This window comes from Rhizobium sp. CG5, assembly GCF_023701945.1.
Classification (GTDB): Bacteria; Pseudomonadota; Alphaproteobacteria; order Rhizobiales; family Rhizobiaceae; genus Allorhizobium.
In genome coordinates, this window is the sequence record NZ_JABAEF010000004.1 from 104,772 (window position 1) to 123,672 (window position 18,901).

18 protein-coding genes are annotated in these 18,901 nt (G+C 60.9%); 15 read left to right on the forward strand and 3 right to left on the reverse strand.

Features of this window, described 5'->3' with window-relative positions; translation table 11 throughout:
* Positions 1-32: 32 nt before the first annotated feature.
* Positions 33-437: a DUF2177 family protein gene (locus HGO38_RS08495; protein ID WP_250955459.1), complete on the forward strand. Its 405-nt coding sequence runs from the start codon at positions 33-35 to the stop codon at positions 435-437.
* Positions 438-447: 10 nt separating this feature from the next.
* Here HGO38_RS08495 and HGO38_RS08500 read toward each other — a convergent pair whose 3' ends face one another.
* Entirely contained in the window at positions 448-1,860 is a 1,413-nt protein-coding gene (locus HGO38_RS08500) for a helix-turn-helix domain-containing protein (protein ID WP_250955460.1), read from the reverse strand.
* Positions 1,861-1,991: 131 nt separating this feature from the next.
* Between HGO38_RS08500 and HGO38_RS08505 the strand changes: the two genes are divergently transcribed.
* The 5 genes from HGO38_RS08505 (at position 1,992) to HGO38_RS08525 (ending at position 7,333) form a co-directional block, all read left to right on the forward strand.
* Entirely contained in the window at positions 1,992-3,524 is a 1,533-nt protein-coding gene (locus HGO38_RS08505) for an acyl-CoA carboxylase subunit beta (RefSeq protein WP_250955461.1), read from the forward strand.
* Positions 3,525-3,601: 77 nt separating this feature from the next.
* Positions 3,602-4,522, forward strand: a complete 921-nt coding sequence (gene yghU / locus HGO38_RS08510) for a glutathione-dependent disulfide-bond oxidoreductase (protein ID WP_250955462.1) — start codon at positions 3,602-3,604, stop codon at positions 4,520-4,522.
* A 10-nt stretch (positions 4,523-4,532) separates the two neighbouring features.
* Positions 4,533-4,910 carry a hypothetical protein gene (locus HGO38_RS08515; RefSeq protein WP_250955463.1) on the forward strand — a complete coding sequence of 126 codons (378 nt, stop codon included), beginning with the start codon at positions 4,533-4,535 and terminating at the stop codon, positions 4,908-4,910.
* 54 nt (positions 4,911-4,964) lie between these two features.
* On the forward strand, positions 4,965-5,330 hold the full coding sequence (locus tag HGO38_RS08520; RefSeq protein ID WP_502941519.1) for a hypothetical protein: 366 nt from the start codon (positions 4,965-4,967) through the stop codon (positions 5,328-5,330).
* Positions 5,327-7,333 (forward strand): acetyl-CoA carboxylase biotin carboxylase subunit, encoded by a 2,007-nt coding sequence (locus HGO38_RS08525; RefSeq protein WP_250955465.1) that lies wholly within the window; start codon positions 5,327-5,329, stop codon positions 7,331-7,333. The genes HGO38_RS08520 and HGO38_RS08525 overlap by 4 nt, the downstream gene beginning before the upstream one ends.
* Positions 7,334-7,437: 104 nt before the next feature.
* Here HGO38_RS08525 and HGO38_RS08530 read toward each other — a convergent pair whose 3' ends face one another.
* Positions 7,438-7,791 (reverse strand): type II toxin-antitoxin system RelE/ParE family toxin, encoded by a 354-nt coding sequence (locus tag HGO38_RS08530; RefSeq protein WP_250955466.1) that lies wholly within the window; start codon positions 7,789-7,791, stop codon positions 7,438-7,440.
* Positions 7,781-8,050 carry a ribbon-helix-helix domain-containing protein gene (locus tag HGO38_RS08535; protein WP_250955467.1) on the reverse strand — a complete coding sequence of 90 codons (270 nt, stop codon included), beginning with the start codon at positions 8,048-8,050 and terminating at the stop codon, positions 7,781-7,783. The genes HGO38_RS08530 and HGO38_RS08535 overlap by 11 nt, the downstream gene beginning before the upstream one ends.
* Before the next feature lie 141 nt (positions 8,051-8,191).
* Here HGO38_RS08535 and scpA point away from each other — a divergent pair, with 141 nt between their 5' ends.
* The 9 genes from scpA to HGO38_RS08580 all read left to right on the forward strand — a co-directional run bounded on the left by scpA (position 8,192) and on the right by HGO38_RS08580 (position 18,863).
* Positions 8,192-10,330, forward strand: a complete 2,139-nt coding sequence (gene scpA, locus HGO38_RS08540) for a methylmalonyl-CoA mutase (protein WP_250955468.1) — start codon at positions 8,192-8,194, stop codon at positions 10,328-10,330.
* Positions 10,331-10,451: 121 nt separating this feature from the next.
* Entirely contained in the window at positions 10,452-11,234 is a 783-nt protein-coding gene (locus HGO38_RS08545; RefSeq protein WP_250955469.1) for a DeoR/GlpR family DNA-binding transcription regulator, read from the forward strand.
* A gap of 95 nt (positions 11,235-11,329) precedes the next feature.
* The gene (gene glpD / locus HGO38_RS08550; protein WP_284739357.1) at positions 11,330-12,853 is read left to right on the forward strand and encodes a glycerol-3-phosphate dehydrogenase; all 1,524 of its coding nucleotides are present in this window, start codon (positions 11,330-11,332) and stop codon (positions 12,851-12,853) included.
* A gap of 56 nt (positions 12,854-12,909) precedes the next feature.
* Positions 12,910-13,983 (forward strand): ABC transporter ATP-binding protein, encoded by a 1,074-nt coding sequence (locus HGO38_RS08555; RefSeq protein ID WP_250955471.1) that lies wholly within the window; start codon positions 12,910-12,912, stop codon positions 13,981-13,983.
* Positions 13,984-13,988: 5 nt separating this feature from the next.
* On the forward strand, positions 13,989-15,059 hold the full coding sequence (locus HGO38_RS08560) for an ABC transporter ATP-binding protein (RefSeq protein WP_250955472.1): 1,071 nt from the start codon (positions 13,989-13,991) through the stop codon (positions 15,057-15,059).
* Positions 15,060-15,063: 4 nt separating this feature from the next.
* Entirely contained in the window at positions 15,064-15,951 is an 888-nt protein-coding gene (locus HGO38_RS08565) for a carbohydrate ABC transporter permease (protein ID WP_250955473.1), read from the forward strand.
* Complete coding sequence (locus HGO38_RS08570) at positions 15,951-16,769, forward strand: carbohydrate ABC transporter permease (protein ID WP_250955474.1); 819 nt, start codon at positions 15,951-15,953, stop codon at positions 16,767-16,769. The genes HGO38_RS08565 and HGO38_RS08570 overlap by 1 nt, the downstream gene beginning before the upstream one ends.
* A gap of 12 nt (positions 16,770-16,781) precedes the next feature.
* Complete coding sequence (locus HGO38_RS08575) at positions 16,782-17,063, forward strand: DUF2160 domain-containing protein (protein ID WP_250955475.1); 282 nt, start codon at positions 16,782-16,784, stop codon at positions 17,061-17,063.
* 81 nt (positions 17,064-17,144) lie between these two features.
* Complete coding sequence (locus tag HGO38_RS08580) at positions 17,145-18,863, forward strand: ABC transporter substrate-binding protein (RefSeq protein WP_250955476.1); 1,719 nt, start codon at positions 17,145-17,147, stop codon at positions 18,861-18,863.
* Positions 18,864-18,901: the final 38 nt, after the last annotated feature.

An 18,901-nucleotide genomic window follows, 5' to 3' on the forward strand; every position in this document is an offset into this window, starting at 1 on the left:
TCCGGCCGGCAACATCAGCAGGAGCGACATCCATGACGACCTATCTTCTGGCCTATATCTCGACAGCCGTCGTGTTCTTCGGTCTGGATTTCCTCTGGCTGTCGCGCGTCGCCACAGGTTTCTACAAGTCCCGCATCGGCGATCTGATGCTGGCCCAGCCGAATTTTATGGCGGCGGGTCTGTTCTATCTCTTCTACATCGCCGGCATCGTCTATTTCGCGGTGGCACCGGCGCTGAATGGGAGCAACTGGGTGAATGCGCTGGTCTCCGGCGCCATTCTCGGCTTCATCGCCTATGGCACCTATGACATGACCAATCTCTCGACCTTGAAGAACTGGTCGCTGTCGGTGAGCGTCGTCGATATGGCCTGGGGAACGGTGCTGACCGGTCTTGCGGCGGCCGCCGGCTATCTCGTGACGTCGCGGCTGATGGCGTGACCTCAAGGGGTCAGCCGAGGCGATAAGGCGTCGTCTCGCGCAGATCTGGATTGATCAGCAACCGGCGCTTGAATGGCGGCACGGCGCGGCTGGCGCAATCCTCGCGCTCGCAGATCCGGCAGGAAATGCCGATCGGATCGAAGGCAGGCTTGCTGGTGATATCGAGATTGTCGGCATAGACGAAGTTTTCCGCATAGGTGATCTCGCAGCCGAACGACAGGGCAAAGCGCGGCTGTGCCGCCTTGAACCCGCCCCAGCCTTTGCTGACCAGGGTCGCCAGGCAGAGATAGCGCACGCCATCCGGTGTTTCCGCCAATTGCCGGATGATGCGGCCCGGCGCTTCAAAAGCTTCATGGGCATTCCACAGCGGACAGGCCGCCCCGAAGCGGGCAAATTGCAGCTTGGCGGCGCTGTGCCGCTTGGTGATGTTGCCGGCCCGGTCGAGCCGCGCAAAAAAGATCGGTATGCCCTTCATCCCGGGTCGCTGCAACGTGCTCAGCCGGTGACAGATCTGCTCGAGCGACGTGCCGAAGCGCACGGCGAGCAGTTCGATATCATGGCGCAATTCGCGCGCTGCCGTCAGGAAGCCGCGATAGGGCAGAAGCAGCGCGCCGGCGAAATAGTTCTGCAGCCCGATCCGACAGATATCGGCGGCTTCCTCGCTGCGCAGATTGGCGCCGCGCAACACGGTCTCGATGATATCGGCCGCATGCAATTGTGCGATCTGAACGGCGATCTGGAAGTTGCGGGTTGCCGGCGGCGCATAGGGGTTGAGCCGCAGGATGCGCGCCTTGGCATCGAAACGACGGATCACGCCGTCGCCGATATCGGCGCGGGCGCAGCGCACGCCGTGCCGCTCTTCCAGATAGCGGACCAGCAGCCCATGATTGTCATCGTCGCCAAGCCCGAGGCTGGTTGCCAGGGTCTCAGCGGACAGGTCCAGGTCATGGATGTAATTGTCGACGAAATGGAAGAAATCCCGCACCTCTTCATAGGGCGTGACCTCGACCGGTCCAACCGGATTGCCGATCCGGTCGTCATAACTCGCCAATTGCTCGCTATTGCGCCGATAGGCCTGGTGACAGGTGATCAGCGCATGGGCAAGGCCTGGAGCATTCTGGGCTACCAGCTTCAATTCCTGCAGATTGGGCGAATAGGTCTCGAACAGCGGATCCGAAAGCGCTTCGGTCAGTGCCGACAGCAGGCGGTCGTTCTGCCCTGACGACAGCGCCCCTATGTCGATCTGGAATTTTTCCGCCAGCGCCAAAAGCACGGCGGCCGAGACCGGCCGCTGGTTGTTCTCGATCTGGTTGAGGTAGCTGGTCGAAATGCCGATCTTCTCGGCAAATTGCGCCTGCGTCGCAAGGCTCGCCACCCGCAATTCGCGCACTTTTCGTCCGATGAAGAGTTTCCCGATTGCCATTCGCAATTTCGCATTTCGCTATTTGCAATTACATTAATCCACAAACGCACCCGTTCAATCATTTTCTTTGCAACCAGACCGGTTTAAAGGCAACGTCGGTCCCCAAAAGGACAAGACAAGCGGGAGGTTCCATGCGGACAATTCTAGATCAGCTCGAGACACGTCGGGCCGAGGCGCATCTGGGTGGCGGCGAAAAGCGCATCGCGGCCCAGCACGCCAAGGGCAAGCTGACGGCGCGCGAACGCATCGACGTGCTGCTGGATGAAGGCTCGTTTGAAGAATACGACATGTATGTCACCCATCGCGCCGTCGATTTCGGCATGGCCGAGCAGAAGATCGCCGGCGATGGCGTCGTTACCGGCTGGGGCACGATCAATGGCCGCCAGGTCTATGTCTTTTCCCAGGATTTCACCGTGCTCGGCGGTTCCCTGTCGGAAACCCATGCCCAGAAGATCTGCAAGATCATGGACATGGCGATGAAGAACGGCGCCCCGGTGATTGGCCTCAATGATTCGGGCGGCGCGCGCATCCAGGAAGGCGTCGCTTCGCTGGCCGGCTATGCCGATGTCTTCAAGCGCAATGTCGATGCCTCGGGCGTTGTGCCGCAGATCTCCGTCATCATGGGCCCCTGCGCCGGCGGCGCCGTCTATTCGCCCGCCATGACCGATTTCATCTTCATGGTGCGTGATTCCTCCTACATGTTCGTGACCGGTCCCGACGTGGTGAAGACCGTCACCAACGAGATTGTCACGGCCGAAGAGCTCGGCGGTGCCGGTACCCATACGAAGAAGTCGTCGGTCGCCGATGGCGCCTATGAAAACGACATCGAAACCCTGGAGCAGGTCCGCCTGCTGTTCGATTTCCTGCCCTTGAACAACCGCGAAAAGCCGCCGGTCCGCCCGTTCCACGACGATCCGGCCCGCGTCGAGGCCCGTCTCGACACGCTGATCCCCGACAGTTCCAACAAGCCCTATGACATGAAGGAACTGATCCTGGCATTGGCCGACGAGGGCGATTTCTTCGAGATCCAGGAGGCCTTTGCCCGCAACATCATCACCGGCTTCATTCGCATGGAAGGCCAGACGGTCGGCGTCGTCGCCAATCAGCCGATGGTGCTGGCCGGCTGCCTCGACATCGACTCGTCCCGCAAAGCGGCCCGGTTCGTGCGCTTCTGCGATGCCTTCAACATCCCGATCCTGACGCTGGTCGACGTGCCGGGCTTCCTGCCGGGCACCGCCCAGGAATATGGCGGCGTCATCAAGCATGGCGCGAAACTGCTGTTTGCCTATAGCCAGGCGACCGTCCCCATGGTCACGCTGATCACCCGCAAAGCCTATGGCGGCGCCTATGACGTCATGGCCTCGAAACATATCGGCGCCGATATCAACTATGCTTGGCCGACGGCCGAAATCGCCGTGATGGGGGCCAAAGGCGCCACCGAAATCCTCTATCGCTCGGAACTGGGCGACCCGGACAAAATCGCGGCGCGCACGAAGGAATACGAGATCAACTTCGCCAATCCCTTCAAGGCGGCTGAGCGCGGCTTCATTGACGAGGTGATCATGCCGCACTCGTCGCGTCGCCGCATCGCCCGGGCCTTTGCGTCGCTGCGCAACAAGCAGGTGGCGACCCACTGGAAGAAACACGACACGATCCCGTTGTGACTGGGCAAAAACGACGGCAAAAGCCTATATAGGTCTCGGCGCGCCCAAGGCGTCAGCACGAGAAGAGGACAGTTTTCATGACCGACGAAAAATTTCCGCCTGAGAAAAATCTTCCCGCCGGCTATGTGCCCCCCAAGGTCTGGACCTGGGAGCCTGGCAATGGCGGCGCCTTTGCCAGCATCAACCGCCCGACCGCCGGAGCCCAGACCGAGAAGGAACGTCCGGTCGGCAAGCATCCGCTGCAGCTCTATTCGCTGGCCACGCCCAATGGCCAGAAAGTGACAATCCTGCTGGAAGAACTGCTGGCCGCGGGTCACGAAGGTGCGGAATACGACGCCTGGCTGATCAATATCGGCAAGGGCGACCAGTTCGGTTCGGGCTTCGTCGAGGTCAACCCGAATTCCAAGATCCCGGCGCTGATGGACCATGCGCCGAGCGATGGCGGCCAGCCGATCCGGTTGTTCGAATCCGCGTCGATCATGACCTATCTCGCCGAAAAATTCGATGCTTTCCTGCCGACCGAAATCCGCGCCCGTGCCGAAACCCTGAATTGGCTGTTCTGGCAGATGGGGTCGGCCCCCTTCCTCGGCGGCGGCTTCGGCCATTTCTACAGCTATGCGCCGATGAAGATCCAATATGCCATTGACCGCTACGCCATGGAAGCCAAGCGTCAGATGGACGTGCTCAACCGCCATCTCGCCGACAACGAGTTCATGGCCGGCAGTGCCTACACCATCGCGGATATGGCGATCTGGCCCTGGTATGGCCGGTTGGCGCTGCACGGTGCCTATGATGATGCAGGCACCTTCCTGTCGGTCGACGAATACGAGCATGTCCAGCGCTGGACAAAACAGGTGGCCGCCCGTCCCGCCGTTAAGCGCGGTGTCATGGTCAACAAGACATCGGGCGCATTGTCCGAGCAACTGCATGAGCGTCACGACGCCTCCGACTTCGATTTGAAGACGCAGGACAAGATTACCCAGCAAGCCAAGGCTTGAGGAGACTATGATGGCCAAATATCCCGAGATGACAAAACACAGGGGGTTTCCCTCCGGCCTGCCGGGCCATGGCCATCATTTCACCATTCGCCGGGCAAACGAAAAAGGGGCGACGCCGCTAAAAGTCCTGCAGCGGCTCGCCCGTCCCAACACCATCGAGCAGAAGGTCGACGCCGCCTTCCTGCATGCGCTCTGGCACCATTTTGGCGCAGAGCCCTTTGAGCGTGGCAATCTCGATGCCGGACGGTTGAACCTGCTGTTTGGCCGCGAGGTGGTGCCGGCCGAAAACCCGTTCGATCCGACCTCCTATGAAGCTCTGCTGAAGATCGATGAGAGGGTCGGGCGCAAGAACTTTCCCGAAGCCTTCGAAGACGTGATGGAAATCTGACATGAGGCTCGATAAAATCCGCAGGCGGGGTCGCTGATGGCCAAGGAAACGCTGATGCCCAAGCATACGGGCTTTCCGGCTGGATTGCTCGGAACCCAATGGCAATTCACCATTCGCCGGGCCAATTCCAAGGTTACGCCTTTGACCGCCTGGCCGCGCCAGCGCACCATGGACAAGACGGTGGCCCTTGCCGATATCGAGTTCGTGCAGGCCCTTTGGCGCCATTTCGGCACTGAACCATTCCAGCGCGGCAATCTCGACGGCGAACGCCTGTGCCGCCTGTTCGGCCGCGAACTGCTGCCGGCCGAACGGGCCTTCGACCCGACATCGTATTTCGCCCTGCTGAAACTCAATGCCAGCCTGGCGCGCAAGAATTTCCCGCAAGCCTTCGAAGACGCAACGGAAGTCAAAAGACCATGATCTCCAAAATCCTCATCGCCAACCGTGGCGAAATTGCCTGCCGGGTCATCAAGACGGCGAAGAAGATGGGCATCAAGACGGTCGCCGTCTATTCCGATGCGGATGCGCAGGCGCTGCATGTCAGCATGGCCGACGAGGCCGTGCATATCGGTCCGGCGCCGTCCAACCAGTCCTATATCGTCATCGACAGGATCATGGATGCGATCCGCCAGACCGGCGCCGATGCGGTGCATCCCGGCTACGGCTTCCTGTCGGAAAATGCCGCTTTCGCGGAGGCGCTTGACAAGTCCGGCGTCATTTTCATCGGCCCGCCGGTCGGCGCCATCAAGGCCATGGGCGACAAGATCACCTCGAAGAAGCTGGCGGCCGAAGCCGGCGTCTCCACCGTGCCGGGCCATATGGGCCTGATTGCCGATGCCGACGAGGCGGTGAAGATATCGAATAGCATCGGCTATCCCGTGATGATCAAGGCCTCGGCCGGCGGTGGCGGCAAGGGCATGCGTATCGCCTGGAACGAGGCCGAGGCGCGCGAAGGTTTCCAGTCCTCCAAGAACGAGGCGAAGAACTCGTTCGGCGACGACCGCATCTTCATCGAGAAGTTCGTCACTGAGCCGCGCCATATCGAGATCCAGGTGCTGGGCGACAAGCATGGCACCGTGCTCTATCTTGGCGAGCGCGAATGCTCGATCCAGCGCCGCAACCAGAAGGTCATCGAGGAAGCCCCGTCGCCTTTCCTCGATGAAGCGACGCGCCGCGCCATGGGCGAGCAGGCCGTGGCTCTCTCCAAGGCCGTTGGCTATCATTCGGCCGGCACGGTCGAATTCATCGTCGATGGCAATCGCAATTTCTATTTTCTCGAAATGAACACCCGCCTGCAGGTCGAGCATCCCGTCACCGAACTGATCACCGGTCTCGATCTCGTCGAACAGATGATCCGCGTTGCCGCGGGCGAAAAACTGTCCTTTGGCCAGGACGATGTAAAACTCAATGGCTGGGCGATGGAAAGCCGGCTTTATGCCGAGGATCCCTTCCGCAACTTCCTGCCGTCGATCGGCCGGCTGACGCGCTACCATCCGCCGCTTGAAGGCAAGCAGGACGACGGCACGATCGTGCGCAACGATACCGGCGTCTTCGAGGGCGGCGAAATCTCGATGTATTACGACCCGATGATCGCCAAGCTCTGCACCTGGGGCAAGGATCGCCTGACCGCCATCGACGCCATGAGCGCCGCACTCGACAATTTCGAGGTCGAGGGCATCGGCCATAACCTGCCCTTCCTCTCGGCCGTCATGCAGCATCCGCGTTTCCGCTCCGGCAAGATCACCACCGCCTTCATCGCCGAGGAATTTGCCGGAGGCTTTACCGGCGTGGCGCCAAGCGAGGCCGATGCGCGCAAGCTCGCAGCCATCGCTGCCGTCATCAATCAGACCTTGCAGGACCGTGCCGTGCTGATTTCCGGCACGATCGACAATCACCGCCGCAAGGTCGGCCATGACTGGTCGGTGGCGCTCGGCGGCTTCGAGTTTCCCGTCACGGTCTCGACCGGTATCGATGGCGTTGCCGTCGGCTTTGCGGATGGCGAAAAACTCTCGGTGACCGGCGGTTGGGTGCCGGGGCAGTTACACACGATCTTCCACGTCGGCGGCGAGGCCATGGGCATCAAGATCAACCAGATCGGCGCAGCCGTCCGGCTGCGCTGGCGCGGCATGGAAGTGGTGGCCCGCATCCGCTCCAAGCGCGTTGCCGAACTGGCGCGGCTGATGCCGGAAAAACTCCCCCCCGACACGTCGAAAATGCTGCTCTGCCCGATGCCCGGCGTGATCACCTCGGTGGCGGTCTCAGAAGGCGAACAGGTCGAGGCGGGCCAGGCGCTGGCCACTGTCGAGGCCATGAAGATGGAAAATATCCTCAAGGCGGAAAAGCGCGGCGTGGTGAAGAGGGTGGCGGTAAAGGCCGGACAGAGCCTTGCGGTGGACGAGTTGATTATGGAGTTTGAGGGGTGATGACGGGCGTACGGCACACTATGCCACAACTATCCTTTTCTCCTCATTGTCGAGGAGACGGTAAGTGCACAGGCGCCGCCGCGGCGAAATGTTCGCCCAGACAGTCAGTGCCCCGAGCCCAGCCGCGCCAGAATATGCCGCTGGTGATCCTGTCCGCCGAAAAAGACGGCAAGGATGCGCACGGCTTGCTGCTCCTCGCTGACCTCGAAGTAGAATATGACCTTGTTCTTGGTGATATGCCTGAGGCCACTCGCTCGTTTTGCGGAAAAAAGCGTTCCTTGATAAGGGAGCCGGGCAATGCTGTTCATGTCGCGATCAACGGCCTGCATTCTGGTCGTTGCGCGCTGTATCGCGTCGCCCAGGTCGTCACCGAGCGTTACATAGCTGCTGATGAGATGACGAAAGATGACCTCAAGGTCAAGGATACTCGCTTCGGAACGAATGATCCTAAAGGCCATAAGAGGCCTTCACCCGGGCGATCATCGCTTCGATCTGCGCACTGCTTTCCTCGGCCGTCAGAAACTTACCCTTCCTTCGCTCTTCAATCAGCGCTTGCAATGCCTCAACGTCCTCTTCCCGCATCTCCGTTTCCTCGCGAACGAGCTCGAGCCCCCGCTGCACGACGGCCGCGAGGCTGGAGTAATGGCCTTCCTCGACCAGCTTGCGGGCCAATTCCTCCTGCTGGGGAGAGAGGGAAACAGAAGCTTTCACGGACATGGCAAGGCGCTCCGGTTGAGTGGCCCAGCATACTACCGAGCGGCAATTCGGTCAATTTTAACGACCGCCGCGAGACGGCTGAGCATTGAGGCAACAGCCGTAATCGACCAAACGAGACCAATCGAGTTGGGGGATGGAACAATGACCAATAAGACGATCGCCGACTGGGAATCCCTGGCAACCAAAGAAATCAAGGCCGCGCCCGAGACGCTGACCTGGCACACGCCGGAAGGCATCGATGTCAAGCCGCTCTATACGGTCGAGGACTTAGCCGGTATCGATCACCTCGATTCGCTGCCGGGCTTTGCGCCCTATGTGCGTGGGCCCCGTGCCACCATGTATGCCGGCCGGCCCTGGACGATCCGCCAATATGCGGGCTTTTCCACCGCCGAAGAATCGAACGCCTTCTACCGCCGCAACCTGGCGGCCGGCCAGAAGGGACTGTCCGTCGCCTTCGATCTGGCCACCCATCGTGGTTATGACAGCGATCATCCGCGCGTCGTCGGCGATGTCGGCAAGGCGGGCGTGGCGATCGACAGCGTCGAGGACATGAAGATCCTGTTCGACAGCATTCCGCTGAAGGACATGTCGGTATCGATGACCATGAACGGCGCGGTCATTCCGATCCTGGCCAGTTTCATCGTCGCCGGCGAGGAACAGGGCTGCGCGCGCGCCGAGCTCTCCGGCACCATCCAGAACGACATCCTCAAGGAGTTCATGGTCCGCAACACCTATATCTACCCGCCGGAACCCTCGATGCGCATCATTGCCGATATCATCGAGTATACGGCCAGGGAGATGCCGAAGTTCAATTCCATCTCGATTTCCGGCTACCACATGCAGGAAGCCGGCTCGACTTTGGTGCAGGAACTGGCCTTCACCCTGGCCGATGGCCGCGAATATGTGCGGGCAGCCCTCGCCAAGGGGCTCAATGTCGACGAGTTCGCCGGTCGGCTGTCGTTCTTCTTCGCCATTGGCATGAATTTCTTCATGGAAGCCGCCAAGCTGCGGGCCGCGCGCCTGCTCTGGTCGCGCATCATGACGGAGTTCGAGCCGAAAAAGGCCTCGTCCTTGATGCTGCGCACCCATTGCCAGACCTCGGGCGTGTCGCTGCAGGAGCAGGATCCCTATAACAACGTCATCCGCACGGCTTACGAGGCCCTGTCGGCCGCCCTCGGCGGCACCCAGTCGCTGCACACCAATGCGCTGGACGAGGCGATTGCGCTTCCCACCGAATTCTCGGCCCGCATTGCCCGCAACACCCAGCTGATCCTGCAGCACGAGACCGGCGTCACCAAGGTCGTCGATCCCTTGGCCGGCTCCTACTATGTCGAAAGCCTGACCAGCGAGCTTGTCGAAAAGGCCTGGGCCCTGATCGAGGAGGTCGAGGCCATGGGTGGCATGACCAAGGCGGTGGCGACAGGCCTGCCGAAGCGCATGATCGAGGAGGCGGCGACCCGCCGCCAGGCCGCCGTCGACCGCGGCGAGGAGGTCATCGTCGGGGTCAACAAGTATCGTCTGGAAAACGAAGAGCCGATCGATATCCTGCAGATCGACAATACGGCGGTGCGCCTGGCGCAGGTCAAACGCATCGAGCAGACCAAGCGCCAGCGCGATCAAAAAAAGGTCGAGGAAACGCTGGCCCGGCTCGGCGACATCGCCCGGTCCGGTGTCGGAAACCTGCTGGAGGCAGCCGTCGAGGCGGCCCGCGCCCGCGCCACCGTCGGCGAGATTTCCGACGCCATGCGCGCCGTGTTTGGCGATCATGCCGCCTTGCCCGAAGTCGTCAGCGATGTCTATGGTGCGGCTTACGAGGGCGACCCGGAATATCAAACAATCGTCACCCGGCTCGCCGACTTTGCCAAGGCGCTCGGCGCCCAGCCGAAGATCATGGTCGCCAAGCTCGGCCAGGATGGCCACGATCGCGGTGCCAAGATCATCGCCTCGGCCTTTGGCGATATCGGCTTTGAAGTGCTGGCCGGCCCGCTGTTCCAGACCCCGGAAGAGGCGGCCGATCTGGCCATCAAGAGCAAGGTGCATGTGGTCGGCATGTCGTCGCTGGCCGCCGGCCATCGCACGCTGGCACCGCAACTGGTTGCAGCCTTGAAGGAGAGGGGTGCGGAAAACATCATCGTCGTGGTCGGCGGGGTCATCCCACGCCAGGATTACCAATATCTCATCGACAACGGCGTCGCCGCCGTATTCGGCCCCGGCACCAATGTGTTGGAAGCCGCCCGCGCCGTGATCGATCTGATGCAGGGCCGCTTGCGCAACGCATGATTTTCGTAAAGCCTGGGCAAGACGGCGCCGTTCATTCCGCCGAGTGCCTCAGTTCCATGGGCCGTTGCGCCGCTTTCGTTTTTCTCTATGATGAAGGAAAAACGAAAGCGGGGAGGGGCCAATGTTTCTGACGGGCCGCCAGACGGAAATATTCGACATTGCAAAAGCGGAAGGCCGGGTGCTGGTCGAAGAGCTGGCGATCCGCTTTGCGGTCACGCCGCAGACCATCCGCAAGGACCTGAACGACCTCTGCGAATCCCACGCGCTGACCCGCATCCATGGCGGGGCGATCTTCCCGAGCGGCGCCGAAAACGTCCGCTACGAGGCGCGACGCTCGATCGCAGCACCGGAAAAGCAGGCGATCGGCAAGGCCGCGGCCGACCTCATACCCAACAATGCCTCGCTCTTCATCAATATCGGCACGACGACTGAGGCCGTTGGCGATGCGCTGCTCGATCACCGCGAATTGATGGTCATCACCAATAATATCAATGTTGCCAACCGCTTGCGCGTCTTCCCCTCGATGGAAGTGGTGATTGCCGGCGGCGTGGTGCGCGGCTCGGATGGTGGTATCGTCGGCGAGGCAGCGGTCGATTTCATCCGCCAGTTCAAGGTCGATTACGCGGTGATCGGTGTCTCGGCGATTGACCAGGACGGCGCACTTCTCGACTATGACTATCGAGAGGTGAAGGTTGCCCAGGCGATCATGGCCAATGCCCGCCATGTCATCCTGGTCGCTGATTCCAGCAAATTCGAGCGCGCCGCACCGGTGCGCATCGGCCACCTCTCCCAGGTTCACACCTTCATCACCGACCGATGCGACAGTGCAGCGATCCGCACCATCTGTCTTAACAATGATGTCCGGCTGCTGGAAACCGCGTCAAAACAAGGCGGTACCGAATAAAAGAGATAGGATTTTCTCTTTCGTTTGACATTCGTTTAATTTTCGTTTTAGCTATAGTGGGTTTCGCAACTGCAATAAAATGCTGCAATGCGAAAATGGAGAGACGGGTGTCCGATCAGCAGGTCTACGATATCTTTGTGATTGGCGGCGGCATCAATGGCTGCGGCATCGCCCGTGACGCTGTGGGTCGTGGTTATTCGGTCGCGCTGGCCGAAATGAATGATTTCGCATCGGGTACCTCTTCCGGCGCCACCAAGCTGATCCACGGCGGCCTGCGCTATCTCGAACATTACGAATTCCGGCTGGTGCGCGAAGCTCTGATGGAGCGCGAAGTGCTGTGGGCCATGGCGCCGCATATCATCTGGCCGATGCGCTTCGTGCTGCCGTTTCAAAAGGGCGGCGTGCGCCCGGCCTGGCTGATCCGGCTCGGCCTGTTCCTTTATGATCACCTGGGCGGCCGCAAGCTGCTGCCGGCGACCAAGACGCTCGATCTGCGCCATGATCCGGCAGGCAAGCCCCTGAAGCCGCTCTTCGCCAAGGCCTTCGAATATTCGGATGGCTGGGTTGACGATGCGCGCATGGTCGTCCTCAACGCGCGCGATGCCGCCGATCGCGGTGCTGAAATCATGAGCCGCGCCAAGGTCATATCGGCCAAGCGCGACGCTGATCTCTGGACGATCGAGGTCGATGACCGCCGCAGCGGCGCGCGGCGCACCGTCAAGGCGCGCATGATCGTCAACGCCGGCGGTCCCTGGGTGGACAAGGTACTGGCCAATGCGGTCGGCAAGAACGATGTCCACAATGTTCGCCTCGTGCAGGGCAGCCATATCGTCATTCGCAAGAAGTTCGAGGGATCGCGCGCCTTCTTCTTCCAGAACCCCGACAACCGCATCATTTTTGCTATTCCTTACGAGACGGATTTCACCCTGATCGGCACCACCGACCAGGATTATTTGGGCGATCCGAAGGACGTGAAGATCAGCGATCAGGAAATCGACTACCTCTGCAGCGCGGCCAGCGAATATTTCGCCGAGCCGGTTCTGGCGTCCGATATCGTCTGGACCTATTCGGCCGTTCGGCCGCTCTATGACGACGGCGCCTCGATGGCCCAGGAGGCGACGCGCGACTACGTGCTGAAGCTGGAGACGCCGGAGGGTGCAGCACCCCTGCTCAACGTGTTCGGCGGCAAGCTGACCACCTATCGCCGGCTTGCCGAATCGGCGCTGGAGAAGATTGGCGAGGCGATCGGCGAAAAGGGCAAGGGCTGGACAGGTACAAGTCATCTGCCGGGCGGCGATTTTGCCGTGACCGGTTACGAGGCCGAGGTCGCAGGATTGAAAGCCCGCTATGCTTTCCTGACCGATCGTCATGCCCGACGGCTGGTGCGCAACTATGGCACCTGCGCCTTCGACATGCTGGGCGGGGCCGCCCGGACCGAGGATCTCGGCCGCCATTTCGGCGGAACATTGTATGCTATCGAAATTCGCTGGCTGATGTCGCGCGAATGGGCGCTGAGTGCAGAGGACGTGCTCTGGCGCCGGACCAAACAAGGCCTGTTCCTGTCGCTTGAGGAAGCGTCGGAACTGGAGAATTACATGCTGGAAGCCGCAGCCGCTTAAAGAAGCAGGCTGCCGCTGGCAAGACTAGACCCGAGGGTGGGAGGCCCGAGGACTCGATGCTGGAATTGCGTAACATATCTAAGACGGCGGGCGGGGAAACCCACATTCACCCGACCGATCTCGTGCTTGAGCGGGGCACGCTGAATGTCCTGCTGGGGCCGACCCTGTCGGGCAAGACCTCGCTGATGCGGCTGATGGCTGGGCTCGACAAGCCTGCCAGCGGCTCGATCCATTTCGACGGCAAGGATGTGACCGGCCTGCGCGTGCAGGATCGCAGCATCGCCATGGTCTACCAGCAGTTCATCAACTATCCTGGCCTGACGGTATACGAAAACATCGCCTCGCCGATGCGCCTCAAGAAGGCAGACAAGGCCACCATCGACCGCGAGGTGCGCAAGGCGGCGGAACTTCTGAAGCTGACACCCTATCTCGACCGCACGCCACTCAATCTCTCCGGCGGCCAGCAGCAGCGCACGGCGCTCGCCCGGGCCATCGTCAAGAATGCCAGCCTTGTGCTGCTCGACGAGCCGCTGGCCAATCTCGACTATAAGCTGCGCGAAGAACTGCGCCTGGAACTGCCGAAGATTTTTGCCGAATCGGGCGCGATCTTCGTCTATGCGACCACCGAGCCTTCGGAAGCGCTGCTGCTGGGCGGCAATACCGCTACCCTCAGCGAAGGGCGCATCACCCAGTTCGGACCGACCATCGAAGTCTATCGCAAACCCGCCCATCTGGTGACGGCCCGCACCTTCGCCGATCCCCCACTCAATACGATCGACGTCACCAAGTCGGGATCGCAATTCCTGGTGGCCGGCGAGCCGTCGCTGGTGGTGCCGGCCCATTTGGCCGCCATTGCCGACGGACCGCTGACGGTGGCCTTCCATCCGCATCATCTGTCGCTGGCCTCCGAGCATGCGACGGCCCAGCGCCTGTCTGCCCGCTCACTGATCTCGGAGATTTCCGGCTCTGAAAGCTATGTGCATCTGGATTATGCCGGCGCCCGCTGGGTGATGCTCGCCCATGGCATTCACGATATCGAGCCCGACCGCATGGTCGATGTCTATCTCGATACCCGCCATCTCATGGCATTCGATCCGTCCGGCCGGGCGCTGACCGGGGCAGGGGAGTAACGATCATGGCGCGCATTTCTCTCGATCATATCCGCCATGCTTATAGCCCGAAGGCCGCTGCCGCCGGCAGTTACGCGCTCAAGGAAGTGCATCACGAATGGGCCGATGGCGGCGCCTATGCGCTGCTGGGACCGTCCGGTTGCGGCAAGACCACGCTGCTCAACATCATTTCCGGCCTCATCCATCCGTCGGAGGGGCGGATCCTGTTCGATGGCGCCGATGTGACGCAGCTGTCGACCGAAGCGCGCAACATCGCCCAGGTTTTCCAGTTCCCGGTCGTCTACGACACCATGTCGGTTTATGACAATCTGGCCTTTCCCTTGCGCAATCGCCGCGTTCCGGAAGCCGATGTCGATCGCCGCGTCCGCGAAATCCTCAAGATGATTGACCTCGAAGCCTGGGCCAAGCGCAAGGCGCAGGGGCTGACGGCCGACCAGAAGCAAAAGATCTCGCTTGGCCGCGGCCTGGTGCGCTCCGACGTCAACGCCATCCTGTTCGACGAGCCCCTGACGGTCATCGATCCCCACATGAAATGGGTGCTGCGCACGCAGCTGAAGCAGTTGCACCGCCAGTTCGGCTTCACCATGGTCTATGTCACCCACGACCAGACCGAAGCGCTGACCTTCGCCGACAAGGTGGTCGTCATGTATGACGGCCAAATCGTCCAGATCGGCACGCCCGCCGAACTTTTCGAACGACCCAAGCATACCTTCGTCGGCTATTTCATCGGCTCTCCGGGCATGAATTTCATGCCGGTCGCAATCAGCGGCGCGGTCGCCCGGATCGGTGATCAGCAGATTGCGCTGGCCGGTGCGCCGGTGTTGGCTACCGGGGCCAAGATCGAATTCGGCATCCGGCCGGAATTCGTGCGACTCGGCCGGGAGGGCATGCCGGTGACCATCGACAAGATCGAGGATATCGGCCGGCAGAAGATCATCCGCGCCTCGTTTGCCGGTTATCCCGTGGCCATCGTCGCCCGTGAGGATGACGAGATCCCGGCCGATCCGCGCCTGAGTTTCGATCTGTCCGCCGTCAGCATCTATGCCGACAGCTGGCGCGTGGACATGGGGAGCTGAACCGATGGAAAAGACCTGGAACAACAAGGCCTGGTTTCTGGTGCTGCCCGTGCTGGTGCTGGTCGCCTTCTCCGCCGTCATTCCCTTGATGACGGTGGTGAACTATTCGGTGCAGGATACCTTTGGCAACAACGAGTTCTTCTGGGCCGGCACCGACTGGTATGTCGAAATGCTGTCCTCCGACCGGTTCTGGAATGCGCTGACCCGCAACCTGATCTTCTCGGTCGTTATCCTGGCCATCGAGATCCCGCTTGGTATCTTCATTGCGCTCAACATGCCGAAAACCGGCCCCGGCGTGCCGGTCTGCCTGGTGCTGATGGCGCTGCCGCTGCTGATCCCCTGGAATGTCGTCGGCACCATCTGGCAGGTCTTCGGCCGCGTCGATATCGGCTTCCTCGGTCACTACCTGACAGCGCTCGGCATCGACTACAACTATACGCAGGATCCGGTCGATGCCTGGGTCACGGTCATCGTCATGGATGTCTGGCACTGGACCAGCCTTGTCGTGCTGCTCTGCTATGCCGGCCTCGTGTCGATCCCGGATGCCTATTATCAGGCCGCCAAGATCGACGGGGCATCCCGCTTCTCCGTCTTCCGCTATATCCAGCTGCCGAAGATGAAGCGCGTGCTGCTGATCGCCGTGCTGCTGCGCTTCATGGATAGTTTCATGATCTATACCGAACCCTTCGTCGTCACCGGCGGCGGTCCCGGCAATTCCACGACCTTTCTGTCGATCGACCTGGTCAAGATGGCGGTCGGCCAGTTCGACCTGGGTCCGGCAGCCGCCATGTCGATCATCTACTTCCTGATCATCCTGGCCCTGTCGTGGATCTTCTACACCGTCATGACCAGCAGCGACGCTGCCGATAGCAATGCGGGGAGGAAAGACTGATGAACACCCGTTCCCAAGGCTTCTCTTATGCCTTTCTGATCCCGACGATCTACATCGCGCTGCTGCTGCTGCCGATCTACTGGCTGGTCAACATGAGCTTCAAGGAGAATGCCGAAATCCTCGGCGCCTTCTCGCTCTGGCCGCAGAACCCGACGCTCAGGAATTACGGGGTGATCTTTTCCGATCCGTCCTGGTATAACGGCTATATCAACTCGATCATCTATGTCGTGATGAACATGGTGATCTCGGTGTCGGCGGCCCTGCCGGCAGCCTATGCCTTCTCGCGCTACCGCTTCCTCGGCGACAAGCACCTGTTCTTCTGGCTGCTGACCAACCGTATGGCGCCGCCGGCCGTCTTTGCATTGCCGTTCTTCCAGCTTTATTCGGCCTTCGGGCTGATCGACACCCATATCGCGGTCGCCATCGCCCATTGCCTGTTCAATGTGCCGCTGGCGGTGTGGATCCTCGAAGGCTTCATGTCCGGCGTGCCGAAGGAAATCGACGAAACTGCCTATATCGACGGCTATTCGTTCCCACGCTTCTTCGTGAAGATCTTCATACCGCTGATCGCCAGCGGCATCGGGGTGGCGGCCTTCTTCTGCTTCATGTTTTCCTGGGTGGAGCTGCTGATTGCCCGCACGCTGACGACCACGGACGCCAAGCCGATCGCCGCCACCATGACCCGCACGGTGTCGGCCTCGGGCATGGATTGGGGCGTGCTGGCGGCGGCCGGCGTGCTGACCATCATCCCGGGCGCCCTCGTCATCTATTTCGTCCGCAACTACATCGCCAAGGGCTTTGCCCTGGGTCGCGTCTAAGGGAGGACGGTCATGAATTTTTCCTGGATGGCCTGGACGCTGCCGACGGCCCTGTTTTTCGTCACCATTCTCGCTCTGCTGATCGGCATGGCGGTTTGGGAATATCTGTCGCCCGGCGGAAATCCGCGGGTCGGCGTGCTGCGCTTTGAGACGACTCGCGGCGACCGGCTCTTCGTGTCGCTGCTCGGCTCGGCCTTTATTCATCTCGCATGGTTGGGCCTGGGAGGCCCCAGCCTGTGGTGGGCTCTCGCCCTGTCGGTGGTCTACGCGATCGGCGTTTTCCGCTTCGTCTAGGGCAAGCCAAGACGGTTGGCCGGAAGTAAACGGCCGTCCGGACTGTTTGAAATGCAATCGCAAACCTTTGGGAGGATTATCATGCGACGGCAACTTCTGACGACAACAGCAGGCATTCTGCTGGCATTCACCGGCGTAGCCTATGCCGGCATGGATGAAGCCAAGTCATTCCTCGACGCGGAAATCGGCGACATGTCATCGCTGTCCCGGGCCGAGCAGGAAAAGGAAATGCAGTGGTTCATCGATGCGGCCAAGCCTTTTGTCGGCATGGACATCAAGGTGGTCTCGGAAACCATCACCACGCACGAATATGAATCGAAGACGCTCGCCAAGGCGTTTACCGACATCACCGGCATCAAGATCACCCATGACCTGATCGGCGAAGGCGACGTGGTCGAAAAGCTGCAGACGCAGATGCAGTCCGGCGAGAATATCTACGACGCCTTTGTCAACGACAGCGACCTGATCGGCACCCATTGGCGCTATCAGCAGGCTCGCTCCTTGACCGACTGGATGGCCAACGAAGGCAAGGACGTTACCAATCCCGGCCTGGACCTGAACGATTTCATCGGCCTGAAATTCACCACGGCACCGGATGGCGATTTGTATCAGCTGCCCGACCAGCAGTTCGCCAACCTCTACTGGTTCCGCTACGATTGGTTCAACGACGAGAAGAACAAGGCCGATTTCAAGGCGAAATACGGCTATGATCTTGGTGTTCCGGTCAACTGGTCGGCCTATGAGGATATCGCCGAATTCTTCACCGGACGGGAGATCGACGGCAAGAAGGTCTATGGTCACATGGACTATGGCAAGAAGGACCCGTCGCTCGGCTGGCGCTTCACCGATGCCTGGCTCTCCATGGCCGGCAATGGCGACAAGGGCCTGCCCAACGGCCTGCCGGTCGACGAATGGGGCATCAAGGTCAATGACAAGTCGCAGCCTGTCGGCTCTTGCGTTGCCCGCGGCGGCGATACCAACGGCCCGGCCTCGGTCTATGCCATCCAGAAATATCTGGACTGGATGAAGGCCTATGCACCGGCCTCCGCCCAGGGCATGACCTTCTCGGAATCCGGCCCGGTTCCGGCCCAGGGTGAAGTCGCCCAGCAGATGTTCATGTACACGGCGTTTACCGCCGACATGGTCAAGCCCGGCCTGCCGGTGGTCAACGAAGACGGCACGCCGAAATGGCGTTTCGCCCCGTCGCCGCACGGCGTTTACTGGAAGGACGGCATGAAGCTCGGCTATCAGGACGTCGGGTCTTGGACGCTGATGAAGTCGACACCGGACGATCGCGCCAAGGCGGCCTGGCTCTATGCTCAGTTCGTCACCTCGAAGACCGTGGATGTGAAGAAGAGCCATGTCGGCCTGACGCTGATCCGCGAATCGTCGATCCGGCATGAAAGCTTCACCAAGCGGGCGCCGGAACTCGGCGGTCTGATCGAGTTCTACCGCTCGCCGGCCCGCGTGCAGTGGTCGCCGACCGGCACCAATGTTCCTGACTATCCGAAGCTGGCCCAGTTGTGGTGGCAGGCGATCGGCGATGCATCGTCCGGGGCAAAATCCGCCCAGGAAGCGATGGATTCGCTGTGCGCCGAACAGGAAAAGGTGATGCAGCGCCTGGAACGCGCTGGCGTTCAGGGCGATATCGGTCCGAAGCTCGCCGAAGAGCATGACCTGGCCTACTGGAATGCTGACGCCGTCAAGGCTGGCAATCTGGCACCGCAGCTGAAGGTCGAGAACGAGAAGGAAAAGCCGGTCACGGTCAATTACGACGAGCTCGTCAAGAGCTGGCAGTAATTGCCACGGGCTGAATGACAAGGAGGCGCCCGGGGCAA

What these genes read in the sequence shown, in the direction of transcription:
- HGO38_RS08495 (WP_250955459.1), top strand. Translation starts at nt 33, where the DNA reads ATGACGACCTATCTTCTGGCCTATATCTCGACAGCCGTCGTGTTCTTC.
- HGO38_RS08500 (WP_250955460.1), bottom strand. Translation starts at nt 1,860, where the DNA reads ATGGCAATCGGGAAACTCTTCATCGGACGAAAAGTGCGCGAATTGCGG.
- HGO38_RS08505 (WP_250955461.1), top strand. Translation starts at nt 1,992, where the DNA reads ATGCGGACAATTCTAGATCAGCTCGAGACACGTCGGGCCGAGGCGCAT.
- yghU (WP_250955462.1), top strand. Translation starts at nt 3,602, where the DNA reads ATGACCGACGAAAAATTTCCGCCTGAGAAAAATCTTCCCGCCGGCTAT.
- HGO38_RS08515 (WP_250955463.1), top strand. Translation starts at nt 4,533, where the DNA reads ATGGCCAAATATCCCGAGATGACAAAACACAGGGGGTTTCCCTCCGGC.
- HGO38_RS08520 (WP_502941519.1), top strand. Translation starts at nt 4,965, where the DNA reads ATGCCCAAGCATACGGGCTTTCCGGCTGGATTGCTCGGAACCCAATGG.
- HGO38_RS08525 (WP_250955465.1), top strand. Translation starts at nt 5,327, where the DNA reads ATGATCTCCAAAATCCTCATCGCCAACCGTGGCGAAATTGCCTGCCGG.
- HGO38_RS08530 (WP_250955466.1), bottom strand. Translation starts at nt 7,791, where the DNA reads ATGGCCTTTAGGATCATTCGTTCCGAAGCGAGTATCCTTGACCTTGAG.
- HGO38_RS08535 (WP_250955467.1), bottom strand. Translation starts at nt 8,050, where the DNA reads ATGTCCGTGAAAGCTTCTGTTTCCCTCTCTCCCCAGCAGGAGGAATTG.
- scpA (WP_250955468.1), top strand. Translation starts at nt 8,192, where the DNA reads ATGACCAATAAGACGATCGCCGACTGGGAATCCCTGGCAACCAAAGAA.
- HGO38_RS08545 (WP_250955469.1), top strand. Translation starts at nt 10,452, where the DNA reads ATGTTTCTGACGGGCCGCCAGACGGAAATATTCGACATTGCAAAAGCG.
- glpD (WP_284739357.1), top strand. Translation starts at nt 11,330, where the DNA reads ATGGAGAGACGGGTGTCCGATCAGCAGGTCTACGATATCTTTGTGATT.
- HGO38_RS08555 (WP_250955471.1), top strand. Translation starts at nt 12,910, where the DNA reads ATGCTGGAATTGCGTAACATATCTAAGACGGCGGGCGGGGAAACCCAC.
- HGO38_RS08560 (WP_250955472.1), top strand. Translation starts at nt 13,989, where the DNA reads ATGGCGCGCATTTCTCTCGATCATATCCGCCATGCTTATAGCCCGAAG.
- HGO38_RS08565 (WP_250955473.1), top strand. Translation starts at nt 15,064, where the DNA reads ATGGAAAAGACCTGGAACAACAAGGCCTGGTTTCTGGTGCTGCCCGTG.
- HGO38_RS08570 (WP_250955474.1), top strand. Translation starts at nt 15,951, where the DNA reads ATGAACACCCGTTCCCAAGGCTTCTCTTATGCCTTTCTGATCCCGACG.
- HGO38_RS08575 (WP_250955475.1), top strand. Translation starts at nt 16,782, where the DNA reads ATGAATTTTTCCTGGATGGCCTGGACGCTGCCGACGGCCCTGTTTTTC.
- HGO38_RS08580 (WP_250955476.1), top strand. Translation starts at nt 17,145, where the DNA reads ATGCGACGGCAACTTCTGACGACAACAGCAGGCATTCTGCTGGCATTC.